Consider the following 25,576-nt stretch of genomic DNA (forward strand, 5'->3'; position numbering starts at 1 on the left):
CTTCTCGGCGAGGCCTTCATGCTTACGTGAAAACCCGCACGGGAACACCCCGATGCAGTCGCGTGTTGCGGCCCCTAAGCTCGATTCCGTTCTTACGAATCACAGAGCCAACGGGCAAGGTTTCATGCTTCATCGCCGCACTTTCGTTTCAGCTTCAGCCGCCATTGCCGCAGCAACCATTGCGTTGCCGCGTGTCTTTGCGCAGCAGGCGAAGCTGGAGAAGACCAAGGTCTCCATCGCGGTCGGTGGCAAGGCGGCTTTCTACTACCTGCCGCTCACCATCTCCGAGCAGCTCGGCTACTTCAAGGCCGAAGGTCTCGACGTGGAGATTTCCGATTTCGCCGGTGGCGCGCGCGCGTTGCAGGCGGTGGTCGGCGGGTCGGCCGACGTGTGCTCGGGCGCCTACGAGCACACCATCAACCTGCAGGCCAAGAACCAGTTCTTCCAGGCCTTCGTGCTGCAGGGCCGGGCGCCGCAGATCGCGGTGGGCGTGTCGACCAAGAACATGGCCGGCTACACCGGCATCCAGGATCTCAAGGGGAAGAAGATCGGCGTCTCCGCGCCGGGCTCGTCGACCAACATGGTGGCCAACCTCGTGCTGTCGCGCGGCGGGCTCAAGGCCAGCGACGTGAGCTACATCGGCGTGGGCGTGGCTGCCGGCGCTCTCACCGCGCTGCGCTCGGGCCAGATCGACGCCATCAGCAACACCGACCCGGTGATGACGATGCTGGAGCAGAAGGGCGACGTGAAGATCATCAGCGACACGCGCACGCTCAAGGGCACGCAGCAGGTGTTCGGCGGCACGATGCCGGCGGCATGCCTCTATGCGTCGAGCGAGTTCATCCAGAAGAATCCCAACACCTGCCAGGCGCTGGCGAATGCCATCGTGCACGGCCTGAAGTGGCTGCAGACGGCGGGGCCTGGCGACATCATCAAGACGGTGCCGGAGACCTACCTGCTCGGCGACCGCGCGCTGTATCTCGCGTCGTTCGACAAGGTGCGCGAATCGATCGCCACCGACGGCCTCGTGCCTACCGACGGTCCCAAGACCGCGCTGAACGCGATCGCGAGCTTCGACACCACCGTGAAGGCCGACAAGATCGACCTCGCCAAGACCTACACCAACGATTTTGCAAGGCGCGCGAAAGACAGGTTCAAAGCCTGATTCCGAACGTCCCGCGACCCGGCTCAGGCCGGGTTTTTTATGCCATGTCCGACCACGCACTCGAACTCCTCTCCATCAGCTGCACCTTTCTCTCGAAGGACGATCCGGGCCAGCGCTACACGGCGGTGGCCGACACCACGCTGCGGGTGAAGGAGGGCGAGTTCGTTTCCGTGGTCGGGCCCACCGGCTGCGGCAAGTCGACACTGCTGAACGTGGGCGCGGGCCTGCTGGAGCCTTCGTCGGGCACGGTGAAGGTGTTCGGGCAGACGCTCTCGGGCATCAATGCGCGCGCCGGCTACATGTTCCAGACCGAGGCGCTGATGCCCTGGCGCAGCGCCATCGACAACGTGATGGTCGGCCTGCAGTACCGTGGCGTGCCCGACGCCGAGGCGCGTGCCCAGGCCGAGGCATGGCTCTCGCGCGTGGGCCTCTCGGGCTTCGGCGACCGCTATCCGCACCAGCTCTCCGGCGGCATGCGCAAGCGCGTGGCGCTGGCGCAGACGCTGGTGCTCGACCCCGACATCATCCTCATGGACGAGCCCTTCAGCGCGCTCGACATCCAGACGCGCCAGCTGATGGAGAACGAGGTGCTTGAGCTCTGGAGCGCCAGGAAGAAGGCGGTACTGTTCATCACGCACGACCTCGACGAGGCAATCGCGATGAGCGACCGCGTGGTGGTGCTGTCGGCCGGGCCGGCCACGCATCCCATCGGCGAGTTCGCCATCGACCTTCCGCGCCCGCGCGACGTGGCCGAGGTGCGCACGCAGCCGCGCTTCGTCGAGCTGCACACCCAGATCTGGGAGGTGCTGCGCGACGAGGTGCTCAAAGGCTACGCGCAGCAACTCAGGAAGGCCGCGTGATGTCGCGCTTCGGCTTGAACGAACGCAACGCGCGCTTCTGGCAACTGGCGCTGCTGGCGGTGATCCTCGTGGCATGGCATCTGGCTTCACGCAACCAGCAGTTCGCCTTCTTCCTCGGCGAGCCGATCCAGGTGGCGGGGCGCATCTGGAGCTGGTTCCTGCCCTTCGAGATACCGGCGAACGCGCTCTTTCCCGAGGGGCTGAAGGGCAACGCCGACATCTACCAGCACCTGGGCACCACGCTGCTCGAGACGGTGCTGGCCTTCGGCATCGGCACCGTGATGGGGCTGGCCTGCGGGCTGTGGCTGGCGCTCGCGCCCACGGCGAGCCTGATCCTCGACCCCTACATCAAGGCGGCCAACTCGATGCCGCGCGTGATCCTCGCGCCCATCTTCGCGCTGTGGTTCGGCCTGGGCATCTGGAGCAAGGTGGCGCTGGCGGTCACGTTGGTGTTCTTCATCGTGTTCTTCAACGTCTACCAGGGCGTGCGCGAGGTGAGCCCGGTGGTGCTGGCCAACGCGAAGATGCTGGGCGCCAACCAGAGGCAGCTGCTGCGCACGGTATACCTGCCGAGCGCGACCAGCTGGGTGTTCTCCAGCCTGCACACATCGGTGGGGCTGGCCTTCGTGGGCGCGGTGGTGGGCGAGTACCTGGGTTCGGCGCGCGGCGTGGGCTACCTGATCCTGCAGGCAGAAGGCACCTTCGACGTCAACACGGTGTTCGCCGGCATCGTGGTGCTCACGGCCTTTGCGCTGGCGCTGGACGGGATCGTCGGGGTCATCGAGAGGCGCCTGATGAAGTGGCAGCCGAAGACCGGCGAGACCGAAAAGCTCTAGAAGCGCCCGTGCGATGATCCCGCGCGGCGCCGCAGAGCGCCGCAACGATTCATGGGGGTAACCGAACAATGAGCCACGACAACAACAGGCGGGCCACGACCCTGCGCTCGCGCAGCGAGGCGGCACGGGTCTCTAACGAAGAGCTGTTCTTCGACCTGGTCTACGCCTTCTCCGTCACGCAGCTTTCCCACTACCTGCTGGACCACCTCACGCTCCTCGGGGCGCTGCAGACGCTGGTCATGTGGTTCGCGGTCTGGCTGGGCTGGCAGTACACGGCCTGGACCACCAACTGGTTCAACCCCGGCACGCTGCGTATCCGCGGCGTGCTGTTCGCGATCATGCTGCTGGCGATGGTGATGGCCTCGGCGCTGCCCGGGGCGTTCGCCGAGCGCGGGCTGGTGTTCGCGCTGTGCTTCGTGGGCATCCAGGCGGGGCGCACGCTTTGCATGCTGATCGCCATCGGCCCGAACGATCCGCTCACACCGAATTTCCGCCGTCTGTTTGCGTGGAACTGCGTGGCCGGCGTGTTCTGGATCGCCGGCGGCCTTGCCGAAGGGCAGACGCGCCTCGCGCTGTGGTTCGGCGGCGTGCTGTGCGAGTACATCGCACCGATGATCGGCCTGCGCTTTCCGGGCCTGGGCCGCTCGCTGACCAGCGACTGGACCATCGACGGCGGCCATCTCGCGGAGCGCTGCCAGCTGTTCGTGATCGTCGCGCTGGGCGAGTCGGTGCTGGCCACCGGCATTGCCTTCGGGCACCACGCCGAATGGCACGGGATCGACCTGTTCGCGCTGCTCGTGGGCTTCGCGGGCAGCCTGGCGATGTGGTGGATGTACTTCGACACCAGCGCCAAGGAGGCGACCCATGTCATCGAGCATGCGGCGGACCCGGGCGGCGTCGGCGCCAGGTTCCACTACACGCACGTGATCCTGGTGGCGGGCATCATCGTCTGTGCCGTGGCGGACGAGCTGACGATCGGCGAGGGCTCGCACCATGCCGAGCTCAAGTACCTGGGGGCGCTGATCGGTGGCCCTGCGCTCTATCTGTTCGGCAATGCGCTGTTCAAGCGGGTGGTGCGAGGCTTCCTGCCGCAGTCGCATCTGTACGGACTGGGCCTGCTGGCGGTGCTCGCGTTCTTCGCGCCGCACATGACGGTGCTGGTGGTGGGAACGCTCACGACAGCCATCATGATCGCCGTGGCCGCGCTGGAGGCCGTGGTGCGCCGCAGGGTCCACCAGGCCGCGAAGGCTCACTGAGCCTTCAGCGCTTCTTCTTCACGGGCGTGCCGCCGCGCTTCTCGCGCACCACCTGCTGCTTGCTGCTGGCCGGCACCTTGACCACGCTGCCGGAGCCCCGCGGAGCCGCCGCCTTCGAGGGCACGCCGCCACGGCGCGCTGGAGCGGCCGCGACATGCGATGTCGACCGGATGCCGGTGCCCGCGCGGGCCGCCACCGTCGCGCGGACGGGCAGGTACACCACCACGCTGTAGCCGCGCTTGAACGCGTGGTTGGGCTTCACGTCGTTCCACTCGGCCACGTTGGCGGGCTTGAGGTTGTAGCGGTGCGCGATGCTCGCGACGCTGTCGGCGCGGCCGGCCTTGACGGTCGTGCGGCGCGTGACGATCTCAGGCTGGAAGCTCAGGTGGCCGCCATCGGCCACCACCGCCGCAACGTCTTCCTTCACGCGGGCGCCGCGCGGCACGATCAGCGTCGAGCCGGCCTTGATGAGCATGCGCGGCGGGATGTTGTTGATGGAGCGCAGGTCGCTTTCGCTCATGCCGGAGCGCTGGGCGGCATCGGCCACCGTCATGGTGCCTGGCACGACCCAGGCGGTCCAGCTGGCGTACTGGCCCTGCGAGTAGGCGTCGAAGTTGCGCTGGAACACGGCCGCGTTGTCCCAGGGCAGCAGGATCTGCGGCGTGCCGGCCGCGATGAGCACCGGCTTGTGGGCGGCCGGGTTCAGCGCGCGGAAGTCTTCGAGGCGCACGTCGGCCAGCTTGGCGGCCAGCTCCACGTCGAGGTCGCGCGTGAGCGTGACGGTCTGGAAGTACGGGTGGTTGGCGATCAGCGGCAGTTCGGTGTTGAAGGCCTGCGGATTGGCAACGATGTTCTTCACGGCCTGCAGCTTGGGCACATACATGCGCGTCTCGGCGGGCATCGTGAGGTCGCTGTAGGTGGTGGGCAGGCCCAGGCGCTGATTCTTGGCGATGGCGCGGCTCACGCTGCCTTCACCCCAGTTGTAGGCGGCCAGGGCCAGTTGCCAGTCGCCGAACATGCCGTAGAGCTTCTGCAGGTAGTCGAGCGCGGCGCGGGTGGAGGCCACCACGTCGCGGCGGTCGTCGCGGAAGATGTTCTGCTTGAGGTCGAAGTCGGTGCCGGTGGCCGGCATGAACTGCCACATGCCCGCGGCACGCGCGCTGGAGATGGCCTGCGGATTGAACGCGCTCTCGATGTAAGGCAGCAGCGCCAGTTCGGTCGGCATGTTGCGCCGCTCGAGTTCCTCGACGATGTGGAAGATGTACTTGTTCGAGCGCTCCGTCATGCGCTGGATGTAGTCGGGCCTGCTGGCGTACCACTGCTCGCGGTCGCGCACCAGGTCGCTCTCGAGGTTCGGCATCTTGAAGCCGCGGCGGATGCGGTCCCACATGTCGACCGGCGGTGCGAGCGTGACCACGCTCTGCGAACGGGCCTGGCCGCTGGTGAGTGGGGAGAGTGCGTCGCGCGGATAGATCGGTGTCGCGCTGCCGGCGACCTTGGAGCCGGTGCCGCCGGCCTGCGACGAGGAGGGGGGAGAAGAAGAGGGCGAAGAGCTGTTGTTGTTCGTGCCCGCGCAGCCCGCGAGCACCAGTGAACCTGCAATGCAGGTGGCAGCGATCAGTTTCATCGGAAGTCGTTTTTCCATTGGCGCAGTGCGGCGAATACGTCGGCCTCGGCTGCATCGGCAGCCAGCTCGGCGTGGGCTCGCACCGCTCGAAGGACAGTGGCTTCGCGGCTGCGAAGAAAGGGGTTGACCTGGCGTTCGATCGCCAGTTGGGACGGCAGCGTGGGCTGCCCCTGTGCGCGCAGGCTTTCGCAGCGTGCGTTGTAGTGAGTCAGCTCGGCGTTGGCCGGTTCCACGGCCTGGGCGAAACGCAGGTTAGAAAGTGTGTATTCGTGCGCGCAGCAGACGCGCGTATCGCCGGGCAAGGCGGCGAGCGCGTCGAGCGAGGCCAGCATCTGAGCGGGCGTGCCCTCAAAGAGGCGGCCGCAGCCGCCGGAGAACAGCGTGTCGCCGCAGAAGAGCAGCGGTGCGTCTTGAGGTGCGGTCTGCGCCGCCGGCAGGAAGTACGCGATGTGCCCGGCGGTATGGCCCGGCACGTCGATGACTTCGAAGCGCAGGCCAAGCACTTCCGCGACCTCGCCCTGCGCCAGCGGCGTGAAGGGCTCCGGAATGCGCTCGCGGGCGGGGCCCCATACTGGCGCGCCGGTGGCCGCATGCAGCGCAGCCACGCCACCCGTGTGATCGGGGTGATGGTGCGTGACTAGAATCGCGGCCAGTTGCAGCTTGTGGCGCGCCAGCGCGTCGAACACCGGTTGGGCATCGCCCGGATCCACCACGATGGCGTGGGACCCGTCGTGCAGCATCCAGATGTAGTTGTCAGCGAAGGCGGGCAGCGGAACAAGGGTCATGAGCGGTCAAATTATAGGTTTGCAGGATTGGTTCGCGACCCCCCCGGGGCGGTACCTGCTGGCTTGGGAGCAGGCCCAGTTCGATCAGGCGGTGGCCGATGTCTTCGGCTATCACGCGCTGCAGCTGGGCGCCGCCGAGGTCGACGGCCTGCGCGCCAACCGCATGCCGCACCGCTGGCTGGCGCTGGACGACCCCGCCCGCGGCGGCAAGGCGACGCTGCTGGCCGACTTCGCGGCGCTGCCGTTCGCGGCCAACAGCCTCGATCTGGTGGTGATGCCGCATGCGCTCGAACTGAGCCCCGATCCGCACGCCACGCTGCGCGAAGTCGAGCGGGTGCTGGTGCCCGACGGCCGCGTTGTGATCTGCGGGCTCAACCCGACCAGCCTCTGGGGCATGCGGCAGCGTCGTGCGCACATCTATCGCAGGCTCGGCATCGGCGATCTCTACCTGCCCGAAGGCGGGGAGTTCATCGGCTACTGGCGCATGCGCGACTGGCTGCGTCTGCTGAGCTTCGAGGTGGAGTCGGGCCGCTTCGGAATCTACCGGCCGGCGGTGCGCAGCGAGGCCTGGCTGGAGCGTTCGCGCTGGATGGACGCCGCCGGCGAGCGCTGGTGGCCCATCTTTGGCGCGGCCTACTTCCTGGTCGCGGTGAAGCGGGTGCGCGGCATGCGGATGCTCAGCGCCGACTGGCGGCGCGCCGGAGCGCGTGCCACGGCGCCCGTGCCGATTGCCGGCAAGGTGCATCGCAGCAGCGGGCCCGACAGAAATTGAAATTGAAATCGATCGAGATGAAGAAAAAGGAAAAGCTGGTTTGAATGAAGTCGTGATCTATACCGATGGCGCCTGCAAGGGCAATCCCGGCCCCGGCGGCTGGGGCGCCTGGCTCAAGTCGGGCGCCACCGAGAAGGACCTGTTCGGCGGTGAACTCAACACCACCAACAACCGCATGGAGCTGACCGCCGTCATCGAGGGCCTCGCCGCCCTCAAGCGGCCCTGCAAGGTGCTGCTCTACCTCGACAGCCAGTACGTGCGCAAGGGCATCACCGAATGGATCCGCGGCTGGAAGGCCAAGGGCTGGGTCACCGCGAGCAAGCAGCCCGTGAAGAACGTCGAGCTCTGGCAGCGGCTCGACAAGCTGGTGAGCGAGGGCGGCCACCAGATCGAATGGCGCTGGGTCAAGGGCCACTCGGGCGACCCTGGCAACGAGCGGGCCGACATGCTGGCCAACAAGGGCGTGGACAAGGCGCTCGGCCGCCTTTGAGCCGCTGAATCAGCTTCGACGGGTCAGATGACGCCGTCGAACATCATCACGTCGACCTCATCCCCTGCGGCGACGCTGCCTTGGTCATGGTGCAGCACAACAAGCCCATTGGCCTCCAGCATCGAACTCAGCACGCCCGAACCCTGGTTGGCGGCAACGCACACCTCGGGCAAGCCACCGGCCACGGTCTTCACGAAACCGCGTTGATATTCGGTGCGCCCCGGCTTCTTGCGGATCGGCCCTGCGCTGCGCGCGCGCAGCAGCGGCGGTGGCGCAGCCGCTGCTTCATGGCAGCCCATCATGCGCAGCAGCGCCGGCCTCACGAAGGCCAGGAAGGTGACCATCACGGCCACCGGATTGCCCGGCAGGCCGAACAGCACGGCCGGCTGCGGCGAGGCTTCGCGCGGGATCAGTCCGACGGCCAGTGGACGGCCCGGACGCATGGCCACGCGCCAGAACGCCATGTCGCCCAGCTGCTGCATCACGTCGCGCGTGTGGTCGGCCGCGCCGGCGCTCACGCCGCCGCTGGTGATGACGGCATCGGCCTCGCGCGCTGCGCGCTGAAGGGTGGCTGCAAGCGTGGCCGGGTCGTCGCGCACGAGGCCGAGGTCGATCACCTCGCAGCCAAGCCGCGCGAGCAGGCCGAACACCGTGTAGCGGTTGCTGTCGTACACGGCGCCTTCGCGCGGCGCCTCGCCCAGGCTCAGGATCTCGTCGCCGGTAGAAAAGCAGGCCACCCGCAGCCGCCGCAGCACCGGCACGCCGGAGAGACCGAGGCTCGCGATCATGCCGAGCGCGGCGGGCGACAGGCGCTCGCCCCTGCGCAGCGCGGGCTGGCCCTTCATGAGGTCCTCGCCGGCAAAGCGGCGGTTGTCCCCGCGGCGCAGCACCTTGGCGGGGAAGCACACGCGGTCGCCGTCGACCTTGCAGAACTCCTGCGGAATGACGGTGTCGAGGCCCGCCGGCATCATCGCGCCGGTCATGATGCGCACCGCGTCGCCCGGCCCGAGCGCGCCGCGCCAGGCGGCACCCGCCAGCGCCGTGCCCGCCACGCGCAGCTTGATGGAGGCGTCGATGGGCGCATCCTGCGGCAGCACCGCGCCGTCGAAGGCGTAGCCGTCCATGGCGGAGTTGTCGTGCGGCGGCACGCTGACCGGCGAGACGATGTCCTCGGACAGCACGCGGCTGAGGGCGTCGAACAGCGAAACGCTCTCGTGCCGGGTGACGACAGCCGAGGCCGTCAGTTGCGAAAGAAAGGCGTGGACGGCCTCGACGCTCAGGTCGGCGTCGTCATGGCCCGCGAGGGCGGAAGCGAGTTCTGCGATGCGGCTCATCTGTTCTCGAGTGCGTGCAGTTCGGTCAAGGTGTTGGCGTTGAAAAAGGCGTCGGGCGCGTCGCCGGGGCGGTCGAAGGGCACCTGCACCGTGCGGTGCTGCGAGATCCACGCGTGGACCTTGCGGCCGCCGGCCGTGGTGTAGGCGATCAGGCTGTCGCGCAGGCTGGCGCGCAACAGGCAGAAGACGGGCTGGGGGCGCAGCGCCGTGCCGTCCTCGACGGATTCGGGCGCGACGGCCATGGCGATGTCGGCTTGTCCGGTCACCGCGGCTTCGGCGAGCCGCGCGGCGAGGTCGGGCGGGAACAGGGGCGTGTCGCAGGGCACGGTCAGCAGCCAGGGCGTCGTGCAGTGCTCCAGTCCGGCCAGAAAGCCCGCCAGGGGCCCCGGATAGTCCGCGAGGCTGTCGGGCCACACCGGCACGCCGAAAGCCTCGTATTCCGCGAGATTGCGGTTGGCATTGACCATGAGCGGGCCGACCTGCGGCGCCAGCCGGCGTATCGCATGCAGCGCCAGCGGCTCTCCGTTGAAGGGCTGGAGCCCCTTGTCGACGCCGCCCATGCGCGAGCCCCGTCCGCCGGCCAGCAGCAGCCCCGTGATGTCGGCGGGTGCGATGAAGGCATGCGCGGGCATGGCGGCCGCCTGCCTCATCCGCCGATGTAGCTCATCTCGACGCGGCGCGGCGCCTTGTCGTGGTCGCTGCTGCCGCCGTCGGGGCCGTGCAGGGCGCGCAATTCGGAGTAGCGATCGGCGCGGCCCTGCCAGATGTGGCCGATGGCCGAGGAGATGTCTTCGTCGCTGGCGCTGCCGCGCAGCAGGGGCCGCAGGTCGTGGCCGGCGCTGGCGAAGAGGCACAGGTACAGCTTGCCCTCGGTCGAGAGCCGCGCGCGGCTGCAGTCGTGGCAGAAGGCCTGGGTGACGCTGCTGATGACGCCGATCTCGCCGCTGCCGTCCGCGTAGGCCCAGCGTCGGGCGGTCTCGCCGGGCGTGGTGGCTCCGAGCGGTACCAGAGGGAATTCGGAGTGGATGCGCGTGATGACGTCGGCCGAGGGCAGCACCTCGTCCATGCGCCAGCCGTTGGTGGCGCCCACGTCCATGTACTCGATGAAGCGCAGCACCACCTTGCCGCCGTGGTGCGTGCGGAAGTAGCGCGCCATCGGCAGTATTTCCTGCTCGTTGGTGCCGCGCTTGACCACCATGTTGACCTTGACGGGGCCGAGGCCCGCGGCCAGCGCCGCATCGATGCCGGCCAGCACGTCGGCCACCGGGAAGTCGACGTCGTTCATCTGCCGGAACACCGCGTCGTCGAGGCTGTCCAGGCTGACGGTCACGCGCTGCAGACCGGCGGCGCGCAGCTGGGCGGCCTTGCGCGCGAGCAGGGAGCCGTTGGTGGTCAGCGTGAGGGCCAGCGGCTCGCCGTCCGGCGTGCGGATCTCGGCAAGCTGTTCGATCAGCCCCTCGATGTTCTTGCGCAGCAGCGGCTCGCCGCCGGTCAGCCGGATCTTGCGCACGCCGTGCGCGGCGAAGAGGCGGGCCAGCCGCGTGATTTCCTCGAAGCTCAACAGCGCGCTGTGCGGCAGGTACTTGTAGTCCTTGTCGAACACGTCCTTGGGCATGCAGTAGCTGCAGCGGAAGTTGCAGCGGTCCGTCACGCTGATGCGCAGGTCGGTCATGGGCCGGCCCAGGCGGTCGAGCAGCATCCCCGTGGCGGGCACGGCGACCTCCGGCACGGCCACCGCGGGACGCGCGCGGCCGATGCTGGAGATCGGGATGACGGTGCTGCTGCTGTTCTTCATGGCTTCGTGGAGAGGGGCTCCGATTTTGCGCCAGGCCCCAAGGGCCCTGCGGAATGCAGGCTACTTGATCACGGCCGCATAAATCATGTCCCGGGTCAATGTTCTGTAATGTGTCCTGAATTTCGGCGACTGCATCATCAGCACCACGAACATCTCGTTCTTCGGGTCGACCCACATGTAGGTGCCGCCCGCGCCACCCCAGTTGTATTCGCCTCCGGCCGAGGGGTAGGGCGCCTCGCCGTCATTGCGGCGCACCGCGAAGCCCAGGCCGAAGCCGTAGCCCGGGCCCGGCAGGTAGAGCGGGCCGGGCACGATGCCGGCGCCCGCGTTGGAGTGGTCGGCGGTCATCAGCGCGATGGTGCGCGGGCCGAGGTAGCGCCTGCCGTCGAGCGAGCCGCCGTTGATCAGCATCTGCAGGAAGCGCGCGTAGTCGCTCGCGGTCGACACCAGCCCGCCGCCGCCCGACTCGTACCTGCGCACGATGCGCGGGTCGTTGAATTCGGCGCCCACCCCGAAGCTGCGGTCGTTGGGCAGCGGCTCGGCAATGCGCGGCTGGCGCGCCGGCTCGGGCACGTAGTAGGTGGTGTCCTTCATGCCCAGCGGGTCGAACAGGCGCGCCTTCTCGAACTGGTAGAGAGACTGGCCCGACGCCACCTCGATCACGCGGCCGAGGATGTCGGTCGACTGGCTGTAGTCCCAGGTCGTGCCGGGCTGGTAGGCCAGCGGCAGCTTGGCCAGGCGCTGGGAGAATTCGGCCAGCGTCGGGTCTCCGGCGTCCAGGCCGGCGGCGTTGTAGGCCTGCTTCACGAGGCCGGGGCCGAAGAAGCCATAGGTCAGGCCCGAGGTGTGGCGCATCAGGTCCTGCACGGTGATCGGGCGGCGTGCGGGCACGGTCTCGAGCACCGGCTTTCCGTCGGCGCCTGGCTTCTCGACGCCCACCGTCATGTTGGCGAACTCGGGCAGGTAGGTCGCGATGGGGTCGTCGAGCTTGAGGCGGCCGTCTTCGACCAGCATCATCGCGGCCACCGTGGTGATGGGCTTGTTCATCGAGTAGATGCGGAAGATGCCATCGCGCGGCATGGATGTGCCGGTTGCGCTGTCGAGCTTGCCGACCGGCTCGAACCACGCCACCTTGCCCTGTCGCGCCACCAGCAGCACCGCGCCGGGGATCTTGCCGGCGGCGACGTCGGCCTTGAGCACGTCGGTGAGCATCTGCAGTCGCTCGGTCGAGAGGCCGACCTGCTCGGGCTTCGCCGTGGGCAGTTGCTGCGCTGCCGCAAACTGGGGAAGAAACAGGGGAAGGGCCAGGCCCAGGCCGAGCACGGCCGCGCGCAGGCTGCGCTTCAGGAATCTCATGGTGTCGTCTCCGTCTTCTTGTAGTGGATGGAAAAACCGTCCGGCGGTCTTTGGTGCCGCCTGCATCGAATTCGACTCCCCTGGGAACTATCCACGGCAGAGCTTCAGGTTCGTGCGCGTGGCGCGGACCACCGGCAGGAAGATCTCGGCGTCGGCCGGCGGGTAGTTTTCCTTGATGCCGTCGTCGGTGCGCGCGGCATCCTCGGCCAGCGGCTGCAGCGTCTTGAGGCAGGCGGCGCGGTCGTTGAGCTTGTACTGGGTGAGCGCGAGGTCGTTGCGCAGCCAGCCCTTGGTGATCCAGTCGAGGGTCTTGTCGCAGTCCGACAGCACCGGTGCGAGGGTGGCCTGTGCCGTGGCGTAGTCCTTCGCGTCGTACTGGCGCTTGAAGCTCTTGCGCGAGCCGGCCACGGCCTTGTCGGTGCAGGCGGGGGCGGGGCGGATATAGGCGCCCTCGAAGCCGGCGCGCATGCCGCAGTAGCCGCGGCATTGGTCCGATCCGTTGGTCGTGACCTGCACCTTGTCGGCATTCACCGCGAAGTTCACCACGCATCCCGTGTCGTCGAGCTTGGCCTTGCCGCGCGCGATGGTGCCGTCGAGCGCGCAGGTGTGGGCGTTGGCGCCGATGGTGGTGATGTCGAAATGCCCGTTCGGCTTGACGCGCAGCGAGCCGCTACCGCCTTCGTAGATGTAGTCGCCGGCCGGTGGCGTGGAGGTCTCTGCGGAGGCGAGACCGGCGCAAAGGAGCAGTACGAAGGGAAGGATACGTGCGAGCTTCATCGTTTGATTTCTCCCGGAAACGTGCTGCAGGGCAGTGTATCGATCGTTGCCGGAAGCTTCCGGAGATGGCGGGTTTGCGTCATCCGGGTCTTGGATGTCTTGACATAGACAATGAGAATTCCTATCATTTGGGCGCCTGAGTACGCAGCACGTCGACGACGCAAAGGGCTCTTCCAACCAAGGAGCTTCCCGACCGTGCCGTACACCTTGCCAGCCTTGCCCTATGCCTTCGATGCGCTCGAACCCCACATCGACGCGCAGACGATGGAAATCCACCACGGCAAGCACCACCAGACCTATGTGAACAACCTCAATGCGGCGCTGAAAGACACGCCGCACGAGGGAATGCCGGTCGAAGAGCTGATCGTCGGTGTCGAGCAGCTGCCCGAGGCGTTGCGCGCGCCGGTGCGCAACAACGGCGGCGGCCATGCGAACCACACCCTGTTCTGGACCGTGATGGCGCCTGTCGGGCAGGGCGGCGGCGGTGCGCCCACGGGAGTGCTCGCCAAGGCGATCGATGCCGACCTGGGCGGCTTCGACGCCTTCAAGGAAGCTTTCACGAAGGCCGCCCTCACGCGCTTCGGCAGCGGCTGGGCGTGGCTGTCGGTCGCTCCCGGCGGCAAGCTCGCCGTGGAAAGCAGTGGCAACCAGGACAGCCCGCTGATGCGCGGCATCGGCTCGGGCAACACGCCGATCCTCGGGCTCGACGTGTGGGAGCACGCGTACTACCTCAAGTACCAGAACCGTCGCCCCGAATACATCGCGGCTTTCTACAACGTCGTGAACTGGGTCGAGGTGGCCCGGCGCCACGCTGCCGCCACGGGCGGCTGAGGAGCAATCCCATGAACGAGCCGCAGCAGGTCACGGTGGCCAGCCAGCAGCCCAGGCCCGCCCGCCCGATGCGCGAATGGATCGGCTTTGCCATCGTTGCGGCCGGCGTGCTGGTGGGCGCCCTGCAGTTCTGGCAGTTCGTGCGATCCGATCCGCTGGTGTGGAACGCCTTGCTCGGCGGTTCGGTCGCCGCGCTGGCGACCGCGCTCGGCACGCTGCCCGTGCTGTTCTCGCAGAAGCTTCCGGAGCGGCTGCAGGACACGCTGTTCGGCTTCGGCGCCGGCGTGATGCTGGCGGCCAGCGCCTTCTCGCTGATCATCCCGGGCCTGGAGGCGGCGAAGAATGCGGGCACCTTCGGCGGTGGCACCTGGGCGGCGGGCGGGGTGATCGGCTCGGCCATCCTGCTCGGCGGCATCGCCCTGATGCTGCTGGACCGCGTGCTGCCGCACGAGCACTTCATCAAGGGCCGCGAAGGCAACGTTGCCAAGCAACTGCGCCGCACCTGGCTCTTCGTGTTCGCGATCGCGCTGCACAACGTGCCCGAGGGCCTGGCCATCGGCGTGGGCTATGCGGCCAACAACGGGCTGCGCGCCGACGCACTGGCCACCGGCATCGCGATCCAGGACGTGCCCGAGGGCCTGGTGGTCGCGGTGGCGCTGCTGGCCGCCGGCTACAGCCGCGGGTTCGCGGTGCTGATCGGCATGCTCTCGGGGCTGGTGGAGCCGCTGGGCGCCGTGCTGGGCGCGGCGGTGGTCGGCCATTCGGCGATGCTGCTGCCCTGGGGGCTGGGCTTCGCGGCGGGCGCGATGCTCTTCGTGATCAGCCACGAGATCATTCCCGAATCGCACCGAAAGGGGCACGAAGCCTTCGCCACCAGCGGGCTGATGGTCGGCTTCGTGCTGATGATGCTGCTCGACACCGCGCTGGGCTGACGCTCCCCGCGCGGCGCATCGGCATCAGCCGTGCTTCACGGCGACGGTCTTGAGTGTTGTGAAGCCGTACAGCGCCTCGAAGCCCTTCTCGCGGCCGTAGCCGGAAGATTTCACGCCACCGAAGGGCAGCTCGACGCCGCCGCCGGCGCCGTAGTTGTTGATGAACACCTGGCCGCTCTTCACGCGCCTGGCCATGCGGAACTGGCGTGAACCATCGGTCGTCCACACGCCGGCCACGAGGCCGAACTGCGTTGCGTTGGCCAGCGCGACCGCCTCGTCCTCGTCGGCGAACTGCATCGCGGCCAGCACCGGGCCGAACACTTCTTCCTGCGCGAGCCGGTGGTTGACCGGCACGTCGCGCAGCAGCGTCGGCGCTTGATAGAAGCCGGTCTCGGGCGCTTCTTCGACCACGATGCCTTGCGCCACCATCGGGATGCCGGCGTGCTGCGCGTCACTCAGGAAGTCCCACACGCGCTGCTGCTGCGTCTGGCGGATCAGCGGGCCCACGTCGAGGTCCATGGCCGCAGGGCCCACGCGCAGCGCCTCGAAGGCATGGCCCAGGCGCTCGAGCAGCGGCTCGTAGATGTCGCGCTGGATCAGCACCCGCGAGCCGGCCGAGCAGGTCTGGCCGGCGTTCTGCACGATGGCGTTGATGACCACCGGAATGGCTGCGTCCAGGTCGGCATCGGCGAAGATGATCTGCGGGCTCTTGCCACCCAGCTCCAGCGTGACGGGGCAGTGCCGCTCGGCCGCCACCTGCTGGATCAGCGTGCCGATCTTCGGGCTGCCGGTGAAACTGATGTGGTCGATACCCTCGTGCCGCGCGAGCGCGTCGCCCACTTCATGGCCGTAGCCCGTCACGATGTTGAGCGCGCCGGCCGGAAAGCCGACCTCGGCCGCCAGCTGCGCCACGCGGATCAGCGAAAGGCAGGCGTCTTCCGCCGGCTTCACCACGCACACATTGCCCGCCGCCAGGGCGCCGCCCACGCTGCGCCCGAAGATCTGCATCGGGTAGTTCCAGGGAATGATGTGGCCGGTCACGCCGTGCGGCTCGCGCCAGGTGAAGACGCTGTAGCCGTCCTGGTAGGGGATGGTTTCGCCGTGCAGCTTGTCGCAGGCGCCGGCGTAGAACTCGAAGTAGCGCACCAGTGCCACCGCGTCGGCGCGGGCCTGTTTCACGGGCTTGCCGCAGTCGCGCTGTTCGATCAGCGCGAGCTCGTCGACGTGCTCGGCGATCTTCTGCGAGAGCTTGAAAAGCAGGCGGCCGCGATCGGCGGCACTGACCTTGTGCCACACGCCCTCGAAGCAGTCGCGCGCGGCGCGCACGGCGGAGTCGATGTCGGCGGCGTTGCTGCGCTGGATTTCGTCGAAAGGCTGGCCGTCGGAGGGGTCGATGACCGGCAGGGTGCGGCCGGAGGAGGACGGAACGTCCGCGTTGGCGATGTAGTTGAGCTGCATGGGGCAGGATTTTGCGCGATGCACGCTGAATCCGCGGCCGCCGCGCGGCGTAACCCCGCAGCTACTTGGCGGCGGTCTTCGGCAGCGCCTTCACCGCATTCAGCATGCGCTCCACATGCTTGTCCGGATTCAGGTTCTGGTAGTAGTAGGCGACCTTGCCGTCTGGCGCGATCACGTACGACAGGCGGTTGGCGAAGTCGGGCCGTGTCTGCATCAGCGCGTCGAAGCCCTGGATCACGGTCTTGCCCTCGTCGGACGCCACCGGAAAGCGGCTCTGGCATGACTTGACCGAGAACTTGGACAGGGTACCTATGTCGTCCGCCGAGACGCCGATCACGCTGGCGCCCAGTGCCGCGAACTGGTCGACGGCTTCGGCGAAGGCGTGGGCTTCTATGGAGCAGTCGTTGGAGTCGGCGGCCGGAAAGAAATACACCACCACCGGGCCTTTGGCGAGCGCATCGGCCAGCGAGTAGCGGAAGGTCTTGCCGCCGAGGGCGGCGTTGGCGGTGAACTTGGGAACGGGATCGCCGATGTCCAGGGCAGCCCAGGCAGGGTGTGCAAGAGCCGTAAAAAACGCCATCCAGGCGATGCGATGGAGATGCGAACGGGCCATGATGTAACTCCGCGGCGGTGTGAATCGAATTCTAGGCCGGAGCCTTCACAAGAAAAGCCCTGAAACCGGCGCTGGCCGCCCGGCGTACAGAACGAACGGACAAGACGGCAGCAAACGATGACAAGAAGAGAACTACGCAATGAAAGCACCATCATGAACGCCTGGCTCTCATCCTTTCTGCGCATCGCGCTCGCGGGCGCCCTGATGGCCTTGCTCGGTGCCTGCGGTTCGCTGCCGCCGGCGAGGGAGCGGCCCGCCGAGTTCGCGGCCTCCGCCGACCCCTCGACCACGCTGGCGAAGGTCGTTGCCGCCTCCACGCCGCCCGAGGAGCATTCGGGCTTCCGGCTGATGCCGCTGGGTGTGTATTCGCTGGACGCCCGCATCCAGCTGGCCCAGCGGGCCCAGCGCTCGCTGGTGGTGCAGTACTACCAGCTCGAGAACGATCCGGTCGGCCGCCTGCTGCTGCGCACCTTGCGCGAGGCTGCGGGCCGTGGCGTGAAGGTGCGGGTGCTGGTTGACGACCTTTACACAGTCAAGAGCCAGCAACTGCTGCTGGCGCTGTCGGAGACGCCCAATGTCGACGTGCGCCTCTTCAACCCGTTCTGCTGCGGGCGCAACGGTTTCCTGTCGCGCTTCGCGGCGTCGCCATGGGAGATTCCGCGGCTCAACCACCGCATGCACAACAAGCTCTTCATCGCCGACGGCGTGATGGCGGTGGTGGGCGGGCGCAACATCGCCGAGGAGTATTTCGTGCTGAGCGAAGCGCAGAACTTCATCGACATGGACGCGCTGGTGGTCGGCAAGGTGGTGCCGCAGCTCGAATCGATCTTCGACGCCTACTGGAACAGCGAGCAGGTCTGGCCCATCGCCGACATCGTGACGGGCGAGGGCGGCCGCAAGCCGAGCGGCGCCGACTTCGACAGCTGGGTGGGCATGGCCGCGCCGGCACCGAAGATCGTGCTGCCGCCGTCCGACATCCTCGGCTACGGCCCCATTGCCGAGGAACTCGACGGCGGGCGCATGGGCCTGCTGTGGGGAGAGGCGAGGGCCATCGCCGATCCGCCCACCAAGCCCGCGACCATGACGGCGGAGGAAGCCATCTCCACCAGCGTCACGATGAAGGTCTGGGCGCTGCTGCTCGACGCTAGGAGCGAGGTCGACCTGACTTCGCCCTACCTGGTGCCGGGCGAGCGCGGCATGGAGGCCTTCCAGGACCTGGCCAGGCGCAAGGTCAAGCTCACGCTGCTGACCAACTCGCTGGCCGCCAACGACGAGCCGCTGGTGCACACCGGCTATGCGCGCTATCGCGAGAGGCTGCTGCAAAGCGGCGCGGACGTGTACGAACTGAGCCCGCAGCGCACCACTGCGGGCGAGCGCTTCGGCATGTTCGGCAAGTCGCTCGGGCGGCTGCATGCCAAGACGGCCGCCATCGACAAGCGGCGCATCTTCATTGGCTCGATGAACCTGGATCCGCGCTCGGCCAGCCAGAACACCGAGATGGGGGTCGTGGTCGACAGCCCGCAGCTGGCGCGCGAGATGCTTCGCATCATCAGCATCAGCAAGCTGCAGAACTCCTACCGGCTGCGGCTGGCGAAGGACACCGGCACGCTGGAATGGCTCACCAACGACGGCGAGAAGGAGGTGATCCTGACCACGGAGCCGGAGTCGGGTTTCTTCAAGCGCTTCTACAACATGCTCATCGCGCCGATCGTTCCCGAGATGCTGTTGTAGCCTCGGGGGATGGCGCAGACCTTCACCTCGTTGTCCGCCCTGCAGGTCATGCTGTGGGGCTTGCTTTTTTTCGGCGGAATCTATCTTGGCTTCGGCGCGATCACCTGGCTGCTGACGAAGCGCGTGCTGCCCGCGCTGGGCGTCGGGCGCGCTCTCGATCCGCGGCCGCTGCAGCCGGAGCAGCTGCGGCGCGAGCTCACGCAGTCGGGCGTGTCGGTGCTGATCTTCGGGCTGGGGATGGTGTTTCCCTGGGGGCTGCTGCAGCTGGGCTGGGCGCGGCTCGATCCCGATGCGGGATGGCGGCAGATCGTGGTGGAAATCCTCGTGCTCGCGGTCTGGAACGACGTGCATTTCTGGATCAACCACCGGCTGCTGCACACGCGCTGGCTGAGGCGCTTTCACGGTCCGCACCACCGCTCGTTCGTGACCACGCCGTGGTCGACCTACAGCTTCCATCCCATCGAGGCGCTGATGCTCGGCAACGTGATCCTGCTGCCGATGATCGTGCACGACTTCAGCTTCTGGTCGCTGGCGGCGGTGCCGGTGTTCAGCCTGTTCTTCAACTGCGTCGGGCACTCGAACTACGACTTCTTCACGGGCGTGTCGTACAGCCACTGGTTCGCGGCGAGCCGCCGGCACCACCTGCACCATGCCGTGCACAACGGCAACTACGGCTTCCAGTTCACCTTCATGGATCGGCTGTTCGGCACGCGCATCGCGGCCGATGCGGCCGAGCCGGTGCTTCGGGCCTTCCGCGAAAAGCATGGCGCGAGCACGGCCTGACGCGATCCGCCGCCGGCCGCAGCTGCGTCACCGGCGCGACTGGCAGAGCCTTGCCTACCTTGCCGCGCTGCCTGCGCTGGCGGCGTGGCAGTGGTTCCACGGCTTCGACGTGCTGCTGTACGGGCTGGTGCTGTTCCTGACGCTCGGCGTCGGCGTGATCCACCACAACCACGTGCACCTGCGCATGTGGCGCAGCCGGCGCTTGAACAGGTTCACCGATTTCTGGATCACGCTGCTGCAGGGCCATCCCACTTTCGTGTTCTGGCCGGCGCACGTCGCCAACCACCACCGCCACAGGCACGGACCGAAGGACGTGGCGCGCACCTACCGCTTCGGCGGTGACACCAACCACCTGACGGGCTACCTGCTGCATCCGTTCCAGGCCGTGTGGGTGCTGATGCCGGTTTTCTTCGCGTGGCTCGGGCGACTGCGGCGGCATCGACGCGGCGCGTGGCGCTATTGCATGGCGCAGTACGCGGTGTGGCTGGCGAGCTGGGCGGTGCTGCTGGTGATCGACTGGCGCAAGGCCCTGCTGTTCGTGATCGTGCCGCAGCTGCACGGCCTGCACTGGCTGCTTGCCACCAACTACCTGCAGCACGCCCACGCGGACGGCCGGAAGCCCGTACCGAAGGAGGCGCCGGGCGATACCACGGGTAGCCGGTTGAACTACGCACGCAATTTCGAGGGGCTGGTGAACCCCTTGCTGTTCAACATCGGCCTGCACACCGCACACCACGAGAACCCGCATGCCCACTGGTCCGAGCTCACCCGCCTGCATCGCACGCGCTACCGCGCGCAGGTGGACCCCGTGCTCAACGAGGGCGGGCTGGTGCCGTACATGGTGCGCGTCTTCGTGCTGGGGGCCGTGTGGCCGCGTTTTCGCAGCCGCCCGCTGATGCCCCGCGATTCATCAACTCACTGAACCATGCCTGTCTCATTCCAACGCGTGTACCTAGAAAGCGCCGGCTACTTCATGCCGGGCGAACCCATTCCCAACGACCGCATGGACGCGTACATCGCGCCGCTCAACCGCATGTCGGAGCGCATCAAGCGGCGCATCCTGGCGGAGAACGGCATCCTCACGCGGCACTACGCCATCGACGCGGAAGGCATGACGCAGCACACCAATGCGCAGCTGGCGGCCGGTGCGATCCGCGACTGCCTGCAGCGGGGCGGGGCGGAGCTGTCGCGGGTGTCGCTGCTGGCCAGCGGCTCGTCGGGCGGCGACACGCTGATGCCGGGCTTCGCCAACATGATCCAGGGCGAGCTGGCGGCGCAGCCGATGGAAACGCATTCGGTGCACGGCATCTGCGCGGCGGGCGTGTCGGCGATCCAGACGGCCGCGCAGGGCATCGAGCTGGGGGCGCATCGCTCGGCGATGGCGGTTGCCAGCGAAATGCCGTCGCGGCTCTTCAAGCGTTCGCGCTTCGCGGCACGCGGCTATGAAACCGACTTCGACTCGCACTTCCTGCGCTGGATGCTGTCGGATGGCGCGGGAGCCTTGCTGTTGTCCGATGGCACGCCCGCATTGGCCGGCGCGCCGGGCTTGCGTCTGAAGTTGAAGTGGGTGCACCAGCGCGCGTTTTCGGGTGACTACCCGGTCTGCATGCAGCTCGGCCTGACCGAAGACCGCGCGCGCGGCCATCTCGATTTCGGCTCCTGGGCCGAGGCCGAGGCGGCGGGCGCCTTGTCGCTGCGGCAGGACATCCGCCTGCTGCCGCACCTGTTCGACATTGGCATCCATGAATACGCGGGGCTGGTGCGCGACGGCTGGGTCGATCCGAAGCGGGTCGACCACTTCCTGTGCCATTACTCGTCGGAGAAATTCATCCCGGTGGTCGAGGACCTGATGGCCAAGGCCGACCTGTCGATTCCGCGCGAGCGCTGGTGGAGCAACCTCGCATGGCGCGGCAACACCGGGGCAGCGTCGATCCTCGTGATGCTGGCCGAGTTCCTGCACACCAAGGCGCTGAAGCCGGGCGAGCAGATCTTCTGCTACGTGCCGGAGTCGGGGCGCTTCATGGCGGCGTACATGCTGCTCGAGGTGGAGGCGGTCGATGCTGCGCCCGCGGTGGTGGCTCCTCGTGCGGCGGCGGTGCTCGACGACGACCTGGTGATCGCGCCGCCGCACGATCCCAACGCCGCGCCCGAAGGCCTGGGCGCCTTGCTCACCGAGCTGGCAGCCATCTGGCACGACTACCGCTCGCGCGTCTGGCGCACGCCGCTCATCCGCCAGATCCGCGAACGCCGATTCGCCGTGCCCGACTACCTGAACTGGATGGAGCAATGGGTGCCGCAGGTGCGCGAGGGCAGCCTGTGGATGCGCGAAGGCGCAGCCTCGCTGAGCGAGCCGTACCAGATGCTGGCTTCGCTGATCGGCGTGCACGCGGGCGAGGAGCAGAACGACTTCAACATTCTTTTCAGCGACTACCGAAAGGCCGGCGGCACGGTCGAGAACATCGAGGAGCTGCGCCGCAACCCCGGCGGCGAGGCGCTCAACGCCTACCTGCACGGCCTGGCCGCCACGCGCGACCCGATCGGCCTGCTGGGCGCGATCTACATCATCGAAGGCACGGGCCAGCGCATCGTGCCGGCGCTGCTGCCGCTGCTCAAGGCCAGCCTGAAGCTGCCGCCGGATGCCTTCCGCTTCCTCGAATACCACGGCCACAACGACGAAAACCATCTGAGCCGCTGGCTTACCGCCGTGGAGATGGTGATGGCCGTGGAAGGGCAGGCGCGCGCCGCCGGCCAGATCGTCGAGACGGCGCGCCACACGGCCGCGCTATACCTGATGCAGTTCCAACACATCACGCAGCGAATGCCCCATGGATCGAACGCCTGAATTCCTGAAGCAAGCCCACGACGAGCGCGACCCCAGCCCCTGGCTGGCGCTCTACCTCGACCAGAGCACGCCGCTGCCCGACGACGTCAAGGCTGCGTGGCTGGCCGACTCGAGCTCGGGCTCGCGGCAGTACCTGCTGCCGTTCCTGAGGCCGATCGCACGGCTGACGATCATCCTGATCCAGATCGTGAAGGTGTTCGTGCCGCGCAACTGGTCGCACTCGATGCTGCTGCACCGGCTGCTGGCCTGGGGGCTGAAGCGATTCGTGTCACCGGAGGCCAACTGGCTGATCCTGCGGCACTTTCACCTGGGTTCGCAGGTGCTGGCCTTCATCGGGCGGAATTCGCCGGTGCCCGTGGCCACCAACCCCCTGGAGCCGGCCGACATCGACGCGCTGAAGGACGAGATGTTCCTGAAGCACGACCTGAACCTCTTCAACTTCGTGATCAGGCTGAACACCGCGCTGCGCGATAAGGGGCTGGCGCTGTGCAAGGCCGGGAAGGTCGATTTCTCGATGATCCGGGACCCGGGGCTGCGTCTGGAAGACATGCCCCGGGGCAAGCTCAATTTTCTCGACCTGCAGAGCGCCATCGAGCTTTTCACGCCGCTGTACCAGCTGATGCTCACGGACAACGATTTCTGGCGCGCGGCCAATTCCCTGCAGCTGGACGAAACCATCGGCATCTACGCGGCGACGATCCTGAATGCGCCCGAACACCTGATCCTGGTCAACAACAAGCACCCGCTGGTACCGCTGTCGACCCTGCGGGCGGGGCACCGGCTGGTGATCCACGGGCTGTCGACCGAAATGCTTCACAGCCTGCTCCAGCGGATGCAGGTGGCGCAGCAAAAGGCGGGGCAACCGGAGGCATCCCTCTACGAGCAGCCACTTGCATAGGCGTATGCTGCCCCCAGATGCTGGCCATGAACACGACCGATAATCCGTCTCCCAGGACCGATCTGGCAGTGACCCACGTGTTGGCGCAACTGCTGGAAAAGCTTGAGCACAGCGCCGTACCCGTTGGGGCGGAGCAGTACCGTTCCGTGGTCGAACACCTCGTACATGAGTTCGAGGACGTCGGGCAGGGCGCCGAACTCGGCCGCCTGCTCGATGCGTATCCGGCCGCGGCCGAGGTGTACGAGAACCTCAATTACAAGCACGCCGGGCTTTGCCGCTCGGCATTGGACGCTTCCCTGGCGGCCGAAGTCAGCGCCCGGGAAGCCATTGCACGCGCGATGCGCCGTGCCGAACCGAACAGCAAGGACAAAACGCATGGCGAAGGGTGAAGTGAAGACGGCGGTGGTGGCGGACGGCCTGCGTTACAAGTCGAAGACGCCGGGTTCGCCGTTCCGCGCTTCGGCGTCGTTCAGCGGCGCGACCATGTCGTGCTTCATGTGCGGCAAGCACCGCGTGCGCTCGCAGCTGCGCACCCGCCAGGTGCTGGGCAAGTCGCAGACCGTGTGCGCGCCTTCGTGCAAGGCGCTGGACGAAGCCCTCGAATAAGGGTTTTCGCGGCCCTCGATGGGGTACCCTGCTACCACATCGAGGAGGCATTTTGGCGACATTTCCTCGTGCATAAATCACGGAATGGGCTTCCACGTCGGAGGCAATCGCTATACAGTTGGACACAAATGATGCATGTAATTGCATGTAATCAAAAGTCCTACTAGTAGCTGATTTCCAATGAATTGCTGCCACGCCGTTCACACTCCATGCAGGGCATGGAATCCAACCTTCCCGAGGGTCGTAAAGGGGTTCCGTCATGGCTAAATCGCGTCACGTGGTCATGCAGGTGGTCAAGCGATCCTCCGGCAGCGCCACGCACCATGTCGAATTCCTGATGGACGACAACTTCGCCGAACGCCTGCGCCAGCTGCGTTCGCTGGTGCCGCCGCTGGGCAGCCTCAACAAGCAGCGCGACCTGGTCATCGACAAGGTGCGTGTCCGCCTGCCCAACGCCATCTGGCGCTCGGGCAACGAGATCGAGATGGATGGCGGCGTTGACGGCTCCTGCATCGTCATCGCCGCGGAAGGCTCGTTCAATTGCGGCGGCAAGGACCGCAAGACGCGCGAGAAGCTCGTGACGTACAACTTCTCGATCGCCCGCCTGATCGAGCTGCATGCCGAGCGCCCGGAAGGCGAAACCCTCTACATCCGCGACGGCGTGTTCGCCAACGACGAGCCTGCCGAATCGCCGGCCGGCCGCTGGGTTGCGTCGATGCACGAGCTGGAAGTGGTGATGCGGGTGCCGGATGCTCCGTCCGACTTCGACACCCTGCACGACCTGACGATGCGCCCCGAGCATCAGCAGGCCGGCGGCGGTGCGCCGAACCGCGCCAATTTCTACTGAGCTGAGCCGGGGCTTTTCCTTTTTCAGCTGGCGGTGGCTGCCTCGGGCGCCACGCCCACCGGCGTGTATTGCGCGCGGTTGTCCGCCAGCCAGCGCTCCGACAGGCTGCTGTCCTGCTGCATCGGATGGAAGTCCGCACGCAGATAGCTGCGCCAGCCGGCCAGGTTGCCGCGCAGCAGGCCGTTGCGGCTCAGCAGGATGCGCGCGGCGCTCTTCCAGGTCGACCATTTCCACAACTGCTTCTCGTGGCGCAGGTTGTCGATGGTCTGGCGCATCAGGTCGCCCAGGAACATCACCGTGACGCGGCGGAACCAGCGCGTGCGCCATTCGTCTGAGCCGCCTGCGGCCCGGTAGATGTCGAAGGCCACGCTCTTGTGCTCCAGTTCCTCGGCGCTGTGCCACAGCCACATGGTGCGCAGCCGCGGCTCGGCGCCATCAAGGATCTCGGGGTGGGCCAGCAGCCATTCGGCAAACATCGCCGTGAAGTGCTCGGTGGCCGCCGTCACCGCCAGCGCGTGGCGCGGATCGGCATCGACCATCAGTCCCATGCGCTTGCCGGCGCGGGCCGTCCATCCGTCGACCAGGCCCTGGCTCTCGAGGTGGTTGTTGAAGAGCGAATGAATGCGCCGGTGCGTGGCTTCCTGCCCGATGAAGCCGCGCACGTCGGCCTTGTGCTGCTCCTGCACTTCCGGCGGCAGCGTGGCCACGGCGTCGCGCACCGCATCGATGAAGAACTGCTCACCGAAGGGAAAGCTCATCGACAGGGCGTTGAAGAAAGCAGTCGAGAATGCGTCGCCGCCACACCAGTTGCGGGCGAAGGGCGGTTGCAGGTCGATCAGCAGGCGGCGGACAACGAGATCGGTCATGAAAACAAGCCTTGGAAAAGCACGGTTCGTGGGGGGCGAAATGACTGGTACATATCAGTACCGCGAGCCGCCATGTTGCAATTGTGAGTTGGTACTGTCAAGTACCTGGGCGTAGG

At 67.2% G+C, this 25,576-nt stretch carries 26 protein-coding genes; 16 read left to right on the forward strand and 10 right to left on the reverse strand.

Annotated elements, in window-relative coordinates; genetic code table 11:
• Nucleotides 1-124: 124 nt before the first annotated feature.
• The 4 genes from EJO71_RS21040 (at nt 125) to EJO71_RS21055 (ending at nt 4,117) form a co-directional block, all read left to right on the forward strand.
• Nucleotides 125-1,165 carry an ABC transporter substrate-binding protein gene (locus tag EJO71_RS21040; protein ID WP_125950618.1) on the forward strand — a complete coding sequence of 347 codons (1,041 nt, stop codon included), beginning with the start codon at nt 125-127 and terminating at the stop codon, nt 1,163-1,165.
• A gap of 44 nt (nt 1,166-1,209) precedes the next feature.
• The gene (locus EJO71_RS21045) at nt 1,210-2,025 is read left to right on the forward strand and encodes an ABC transporter ATP-binding protein (RefSeq protein ID WP_125950619.1); all 816 of its coding nucleotides are present in this window, start codon (nt 1,210-1,212) and stop codon (nt 2,023-2,025) included.
• Nucleotides 2,025-2,861: an ABC transporter permease gene (locus tag EJO71_RS21050; RefSeq protein WP_125950620.1), complete on the forward strand. Its 837-nt coding sequence runs from the start codon at nt 2,025-2,027 to the stop codon at nt 2,859-2,861. The genes EJO71_RS21045 and EJO71_RS21050 overlap by 1 nt, the downstream gene beginning before the upstream one ends.
• Before the next feature lie 68 nt (nt 2,862-2,929).
• Nucleotides 2,930-4,117, forward strand: a complete 1,188-nt coding sequence (locus EJO71_RS21055; RefSeq protein ID WP_125950621.1) for a low temperature requirement protein A — start codon at nt 2,930-2,932, stop codon at nt 4,115-4,117.
• A gap of 4 nt (nt 4,118-4,121) precedes the next feature.
• On the opposite strand, the gene EJO71_RS21060 is transcribed toward EJO71_RS21055, so the two are convergent.
• Both EJO71_RS21060 and gloB read right to left on the reverse strand, forming a co-directional pair.
• Complete coding sequence (locus EJO71_RS21060) at nt 4,122-5,744, reverse strand: transglycosylase SLT domain-containing protein (RefSeq protein ID WP_125950622.1); 1,623 nt, start codon at nt 5,742-5,744, stop codon at nt 4,122-4,124.
• Nucleotides 5,741-6,529: a hydroxyacylglutathione hydrolase gene (gloB, locus tag EJO71_RS21065; RefSeq protein WP_125950623.1), complete on the reverse strand. Its 789-nt coding sequence runs from the start codon at nt 6,527-6,529 to the stop codon at nt 5,741-5,743. Before gloB ends, EJO71_RS21060 begins: the two co-directional genes overlap by 4 nt.
• On the opposite strand from gloB, the gene EJO71_RS21070 reads away from it, so the two are divergent.
• Together EJO71_RS21070 and rnhA are read left to right on the forward strand one after the other, a co-directional pair.
• Nucleotides 6,528-7,301, forward strand: coding sequence for a class I SAM-dependent methyltransferase (locus tag EJO71_RS21070; RefSeq protein WP_240651470.1), 774 nt, complete (start codon nt 6,528-6,530; stop codon nt 7,299-7,301). The genes gloB and EJO71_RS21070 overlap by 2 nt on opposite strands.
• 40 nt (nt 7,302-7,341) lie before the next feature.
• Nucleotides 7,342-7,791, forward strand: coding sequence for a ribonuclease HI (rnhA, locus tag EJO71_RS21075; protein ID WP_125950624.1), 450 nt, complete (start codon nt 7,342-7,344; stop codon nt 7,789-7,791).
• Nucleotides 7,792-7,814: 23 nt separating this feature from the next.
• On the opposite strand, the gene glp is transcribed toward rnhA, so the two are convergent.
• The 5 genes from glp to EJO71_RS21100 form a co-directional block, all read right to left on the reverse strand.
• The gene (gene glp / locus EJO71_RS21080) at nt 7,815-9,125 is read right to left on the reverse strand and encodes a gephyrin-like molybdotransferase Glp (protein WP_125950625.1); all 1,311 of its coding nucleotides are present in this window, start codon (nt 9,123-9,125) and stop codon (nt 7,815-7,817) included.
• The gene (gene mobA / locus EJO71_RS21085; protein WP_125950626.1) at nt 9,122-9,757 is read right to left on the reverse strand and encodes a molybdenum cofactor guanylyltransferase MobA; all 636 of its coding nucleotides are present in this window, start codon (nt 9,755-9,757) and stop codon (nt 9,122-9,124) included. The genes glp and mobA overlap by 4 nt, the downstream gene beginning before the upstream one ends.
• A gap of 14 nt (nt 9,758-9,771) precedes the next feature.
• On the reverse strand, nt 9,772-10,920 hold the full coding sequence (gene moaA / locus EJO71_RS21090; protein WP_125950627.1) for a GTP 3',8-cyclase MoaA: 1,149 nt from the start codon (nt 10,918-10,920) through the stop codon (nt 9,772-9,774).
• A gap of 60 nt (nt 10,921-10,980) precedes the next feature.
• On the reverse strand, nt 10,981-12,276 hold the full coding sequence (locus EJO71_RS21095; protein ID WP_125950628.1) for a serine hydrolase domain-containing protein: 1,296 nt from the start codon (nt 12,274-12,276) through the stop codon (nt 10,981-10,983).
• A gap of 87 nt (nt 12,277-12,363) precedes the next feature.
• Nucleotides 12,364-13,053 (reverse strand): hypothetical protein, encoded by a 690-nt coding sequence (locus tag EJO71_RS21100; RefSeq protein ID WP_125950629.1) that lies wholly within the window; start codon nt 13,051-13,053, stop codon nt 12,364-12,366.
• A gap of 195 nt (nt 13,054-13,248) precedes the next feature.
• Between EJO71_RS21100 and EJO71_RS21105 the strand changes: the two genes are divergently transcribed.
• Together EJO71_RS21105 and EJO71_RS21110 are read left to right on the forward strand one after the other, a co-directional pair.
• The gene (locus EJO71_RS21105; protein WP_125950630.1) at nt 13,249-13,884 is read left to right on the forward strand and encodes a superoxide dismutase; all 636 of its coding nucleotides are present in this window, start codon (nt 13,249-13,251) and stop codon (nt 13,882-13,884) included.
• Between the two features lie 11 nt (nt 13,885-13,895).
• Nucleotides 13,896-14,816 carry a ZIP family metal transporter gene (locus EJO71_RS21110; RefSeq protein ID WP_125950631.1) on the forward strand — a complete coding sequence of 307 codons (921 nt, stop codon included), beginning with the start codon at nt 13,896-13,898 and terminating at the stop codon, nt 14,814-14,816.
• Between the two features lie 24 nt (nt 14,817-14,840).
• Here the strand turns inward: EJO71_RS21110 and EJO71_RS21115 are convergent, their stop codons facing one another.
• Together EJO71_RS21115 and EJO71_RS21120 are read right to left on the reverse strand one after the other, a co-directional pair.
• Nucleotides 14,841-16,274, reverse strand: coding sequence for an aldehyde dehydrogenase family protein (locus tag EJO71_RS21115; protein ID WP_125950632.1), 1,434 nt, complete (start codon nt 16,272-16,274; stop codon nt 14,841-14,843).
• Between the two features lie 61 nt (nt 16,275-16,335).
• The gene (locus EJO71_RS21120; protein WP_171022541.1) at nt 16,336-16,854 is read right to left on the reverse strand and encodes a peroxiredoxin; all 519 of its coding nucleotides are present in this window, start codon (nt 16,852-16,854) and stop codon (nt 16,336-16,338) included.
• Nucleotides 16,855-17,040: 186 nt separating this feature from the next.
• Between EJO71_RS21120 and EJO71_RS21125 the strand changes: the two genes are divergently transcribed.
• The 8 genes from EJO71_RS21125 (at nt 17,041) to EJO71_RS21160 (ending at nt 24,594) form a co-directional block, all read left to right on the forward strand.
• Nucleotides 17,041-18,618 (forward strand): phospholipase D family protein, encoded by a 1,578-nt coding sequence (locus EJO71_RS21125; protein ID WP_125950634.1) that lies wholly within the window; start codon nt 17,041-17,043, stop codon nt 18,616-18,618.
• 9 nt (nt 18,619-18,627) lie between these two features.
• Nucleotides 18,628-19,401, forward strand: coding sequence for a sterol desaturase family protein (locus EJO71_RS21130; protein ID WP_125950635.1), 774 nt, complete (start codon nt 18,628-18,630; stop codon nt 19,399-19,401).
• A complete protein-coding gene (locus EJO71_RS21135; RefSeq protein ID WP_125950636.1) occupies nt 19,382-20,323 on the forward strand; it encodes a fatty acid desaturase in 942 nt (313 codons plus the stop codon). The genes EJO71_RS21130 and EJO71_RS21135 overlap by 20 nt, the downstream gene beginning before the upstream one ends.
• A gap of 3 nt (nt 20,324-20,326) precedes the next feature.
• The gene (locus EJO71_RS21140) at nt 20,327-22,243 is read left to right on the forward strand and encodes an iron-containing redox enzyme family protein (RefSeq protein WP_125950637.1); all 1,917 of its coding nucleotides are present in this window, start codon (nt 20,327-20,329) and stop codon (nt 22,241-22,243) included.
• Nucleotides 22,227-23,141 carry a hypothetical protein gene (locus EJO71_RS21145; protein ID WP_125950638.1) on the forward strand — a complete coding sequence of 305 codons (915 nt, stop codon included), beginning with the start codon at nt 22,227-22,229 and terminating at the stop codon, nt 23,139-23,141. Before EJO71_RS21140 ends, EJO71_RS21145 begins: the two co-directional genes overlap by 17 nt.
• A 17-nt stretch (nt 23,142-23,158) precedes the next feature.
• Nucleotides 23,159-23,530: a hypothetical protein gene (locus EJO71_RS21150; protein WP_125950639.1), complete on the forward strand. Its 372-nt coding sequence runs from the start codon at nt 23,159-23,161 to the stop codon at nt 23,528-23,530.
• Nucleotides 23,517-23,747: a hypothetical protein gene (locus tag EJO71_RS21155; protein ID WP_081266289.1), complete on the forward strand. Its 231-nt coding sequence runs from the start codon at nt 23,517-23,519 to the stop codon at nt 23,745-23,747. Before EJO71_RS21150 ends, EJO71_RS21155 begins: the two co-directional genes overlap by 14 nt.
• Before the next feature lie 259 nt (nt 23,748-24,006).
• On the forward strand, nt 24,007-24,594 hold the full coding sequence (locus EJO71_RS21160; RefSeq protein WP_125950640.1) for a hypothetical protein: 588 nt from the start codon (nt 24,007-24,009) through the stop codon (nt 24,592-24,594).
• A gap of 23 nt (nt 24,595-24,617) precedes the next feature.
• Here EJO71_RS21160 and EJO71_RS21165 read toward each other — a convergent pair whose 3' ends face one another.
• Nucleotides 24,618-25,460 (reverse strand): metal-dependent hydrolase, encoded by an 843-nt coding sequence (locus tag EJO71_RS21165; RefSeq protein WP_125950641.1) that lies wholly within the window; start codon nt 25,458-25,460, stop codon nt 24,618-24,620.
• Between the last annotated feature and the right edge of the window lie 116 nt (nt 25,461-25,576).

This window comes from Variovorax sp. 679 (assembly GCF_003952185.1).
In the GTDB taxonomy this organism is placed as follows: Bacteria; Pseudomonadota; Gammaproteobacteria; order Burkholderiales; family Burkholderiaceae_C; genus Variovorax.

Coding starts and splice junctions, on each gene's coding strand:
- gloB (WP_125950623.1), bottom strand. CDS start 6,529: ATGACCCTTGTTCCGCTGCCCGCCTTCGCTGACAACTACATCTGGATG.
- EJO71_RS21100 (WP_125950629.1), bottom strand. CDS start 13,053: ATGAAGCTCGCACGTATCCTTCCCTTCGTACTGCTCCTTTGCGCCGGT.
- EJO71_RS21130 (WP_125950635.1), top strand. CDS start 18,628: ATGGCGCAGACCTTCACCTCGTTGTCCGCCCTGCAGGTCATGCTGTGG.
- EJO71_RS21135 (WP_125950636.1), top strand. CDS start 19,382: ATGGCGCGAGCACGGCCTGACGCGATCCGCCGCCGGCCGCAGCTGCGT.
- EJO71_RS21095 (WP_125950628.1), bottom strand. CDS start 12,276: ATGAGATTCCTGAAGCGCAGCCTGCGCGCGGCCGTGCTCGGCCTGGGC.
- EJO71_RS21060 (WP_125950622.1), bottom strand. CDS start 5,744: ATGAAACTGATCGCTGCCACCTGCATTGCAGGTTCACTGGTGCTCGCG.
- EJO71_RS21045 (WP_125950619.1), top strand. CDS start 1,210: ATGTCCGACCACGCACTCGAACTCCTCTCCATCAGCTGCACCTTTCTC.
- EJO71_RS21050 (WP_125950620.1), top strand. CDS start 2,025: ATGTCGCGCTTCGGCTTGAACGAACGCAACGCGCGCTTCTGGCAACTG.
- EJO71_RS21120 (WP_171022541.1), bottom strand. CDS start 16,854: ATGGCGTTTTTTACGGCTCTTGCACACCCTGCCTGGGCTGCCCTGGAC.
- EJO71_RS21070 (WP_240651470.1), top strand. CDS start 6,528: ATGAGCGGTCAAATTATAGGTTTGCAGGATTGGTTCGCGACCCCCCCG.
- EJO71_RS21155 (WP_081266289.1), top strand. CDS start 23,517: ATGGCGAAGGGTGAAGTGAAGACGGCGGTGGTGGCGGACGGCCTGCGT.
- EJO71_RS21125 (WP_125950634.1), top strand. CDS start 17,041: ATGAACGCCTGGCTCTCATCCTTTCTGCGCATCGCGCTCGCGGGCGCC.
- EJO71_RS21040 (WP_125950618.1), top strand. CDS start 125: ATGCTTCATCGCCGCACTTTCGTTTCAGCTTCAGCCGCCATTGCCGCA.
- moaA (WP_125950627.1), bottom strand. CDS start 10,920: ATGAAGAACAGCAGCAGCACCGTCATCCCGATCTCCAGCATCGGCCGC.
- EJO71_RS21110 (WP_125950631.1), top strand. CDS start 13,896: ATGAACGAGCCGCAGCAGGTCACGGTGGCCAGCCAGCAGCCCAGGCCC.
- EJO71_RS21055 (WP_125950621.1), top strand. CDS start 2,930: ATGAGCCACGACAACAACAGGCGGGCCACGACCCTGCGCTCGCGCAGC.
- glp (WP_125950625.1), bottom strand. CDS start 9,125: ATGAGCCGCATCGCAGAACTCGCTTCCGCCCTCGCGGGCCATGACGAC.
- mobA (WP_125950626.1), bottom strand. CDS start 9,757: ATGCCCGCGCATGCCTTCATCGCACCCGCCGACATCACGGGGCTGCTG.
- EJO71_RS21150 (WP_125950639.1), top strand. CDS start 23,159: ATGCTGGCCATGAACACGACCGATAATCCGTCTCCCAGGACCGATCTG.
- EJO71_RS21145 (WP_125950638.1), top strand. CDS start 22,227: ATGGATCGAACGCCTGAATTCCTGAAGCAAGCCCACGACGAGCGCGAC.
- EJO71_RS21140 (WP_125950637.1), top strand. CDS start 20,327: ATGCCTGTCTCATTCCAACGCGTGTACCTAGAAAGCGCCGGCTACTTC.
- EJO71_RS21165 (WP_125950641.1), bottom strand. CDS start 25,460: ATGACCGATCTCGTTGTCCGCCGCCTGCTGATCGACCTGCAACCGCCC.
- EJO71_RS21160 (WP_125950640.1), top strand. CDS start 24,007: ATGGCTAAATCGCGTCACGTGGTCATGCAGGTGGTCAAGCGATCCTCC.
- EJO71_RS21115 (WP_125950632.1), bottom strand. CDS start 16,274: ATGCAGCTCAACTACATCGCCAACGCGGACGTTCCGTCCTCCTCCGGC.